Source organism: Photorhabdus viridis, from assembly GCF_040256935.1.
Taxonomy (GTDB): Bacteria; Pseudomonadota; Gammaproteobacteria; order Enterobacterales; family Enterobacteriaceae; genus Photorhabdus; species Photorhabdus viridis.
This window is the reverse complement of the sequence record NZ_JBEJZY010000555.1, coordinates 1-223: the sequence shown is the minus strand read 5'-3', so window position 1 is coordinate 223 and position 223 is coordinate 1. Positions and strand designations below refer to the sequence as shown.

The 223-nt window shown below is 52.9% G+C and carries 1 protein-coding gene; it reads left to right on the top strand.

Annotated features, from left to right (window positions below):
• A partial coding sequence (locus tag ABR397_RS25705) for an AMP-binding protein (RefSeq protein WP_350307950.1) occupies positions 1–223 on the top strand: 223 nt, incomplete at both ends.

The following is a 223-nucleotide window of genomic DNA, read 5'->3' as shown; positions in this document are numbered from 1 at the left end:
GACCGTGGTATCGCCTGCGTGAAGAGACGTCGCCCCGGTTGGTGAATATGTACGGTATCACGGAGACGACGGTTCATGTGACTTATCGGGCGCTTAATCATGATGATGTGGAGCAGATAAGCAGCCCTATCGGTACGCGTATCCCGGATTTAACGCTCTATCTGTTGGATAAATACGGCCAGCCAGTGCCGTTGGGGACGGTAGGTGAATTGTATGTTGGTGG